Source organism: Mesorhizobium sp. M7A.F.Ca.CA.004.12.1.1 (assembly GCF_003997835.1).
Taxonomy (GTDB): domain Bacteria; phylum Pseudomonadota; class Alphaproteobacteria; order Rhizobiales; family Rhizobiaceae; genus Mesorhizobium.
Map to the genome: position 1 here is coordinate 1 of NZ_RZRK01001220.1, position 1210 is coordinate 1210.

At 65.6% G+C, this 1210-nt stretch carries 1 protein-coding gene and 1 pseudogene; one reads left to right on the forward strand and one right to left on the reverse strand.

What is annotated here, in order from left to right; all coding sequences use genetic code 11:
* Window positions 1-360, forward strand: a pseudogene (gene holA, locus EN984_RS35275) (DNA polymerase III subunit delta); the annotation flags it as partial.
* Window positions 361-603: 243 nt separating this feature from the next.
* On the opposite strand, the gene EN984_RS35280 reads toward holA, so the two are convergent.
* On the reverse strand, window positions 604-1210 hold a 607-nt coding region (locus tag EN984_RS35280; protein ID WP_127384387.1), incomplete at its 5' end, for a ParB/RepB/Spo0J family partition protein.

Genomic DNA, 1210 nt, shown 5'->3' on the forward strand with positions numbered 1-1210 from the left:
GGCGACTTCGACCCTGCCTTTCCCCGCCATTGCCAGTCCGGCGGCCAGCCTTTCCTGGTGCTGTCTTCGGCGATGCGGCAGTTGCAGCAGATCCAAATCATGCGCGGCCAGATGGAGTCCGGTAACCGCAACGCCGCCTCGGTCGTTGCCGCCGCCCGCCCGCCGGTGTTTTTCTCCAGGCGCAAGCTGGTCGAGAAGGCACTGGAGCGCTGGAGCGCCGACGCGCTCGGCCGCGCGTTGACCCGGCTGCAGACGGCGGTGTTGCAGACACGACGGCGGCCGGACCTTTCCGTGGCGCTGGCACGGCAGGCGCTGCTGGGGATTGCGGTGGAGAGTAGCCGGTTGGCGCAGCGCGGCTGATCTCCCCCCTCGAGGGGGAGATGTCGCCGAAAGGCGACAGAGGGGGTCGTTGCGCGTGGAGCGCTGGCCTCCTTACTTCCTTACTTCCTTACTTCCTTACGTCTTCATGTCTTCCGCAAGGGCGCCGGCGCTTGGTGTGAGGCGACCCCCTCTGGCCTGCCGGCCATCTCCCCCTCAAGGAGCGAGATTAGCGGCGTCGCCGATTTCGCCAAAAATCCGGCCTGAAGATAATTCGCCGGCTAATTATCGTTCCTGCTTCAGCCGCCTGCACAACTCATCGAGCTGTTCCAGCGAGCGATAGGCTACCCGAAGCGTGCCGCCTCTGCCCTTGTGATCCACCGACACGATCATGCCGATCGTATCGGTCAACAGTTTTTCCAGCGCCAGCGTGTCGGCGTCCTTCTCGTCAGGACTTGGCGCCGGCCTGGCTTCCCTGGCGCTGCTGGTGCCGGCCGGCATCTGCGCCAGCGCTTCGGCCTGGCGCACCGAAAGTCCTTCTTCGACGATGCGCTTGGCAAGGCCCGCCGGATCTTCCGCCGTCACCAGCGTGCGGGCATGACCCGCCGACAGCGCGCCGTCGATCAGCATGTCGCGGATCACATCCGGCAGCTTCAAGAGCCTGAGCGTGTTGGCGACATGGCTGCGGCTCTTGCCGATCACCTGGCCGAGATCGGCCTGGGTGTAGCCGTGCTCGTCGATCAGCTGCTGATAACCGAGCGCTTCCTCGACCGCGTTGAGGTCGGTGCGCTGGACGTTTTCGATGATCGCCAGTTCGAGCGCGGTGCGATCGTTGACCTCGCGGATGATGACCGGGATCTCGGACAGCCCGGCGCGCTGCGCTGCACGCCAG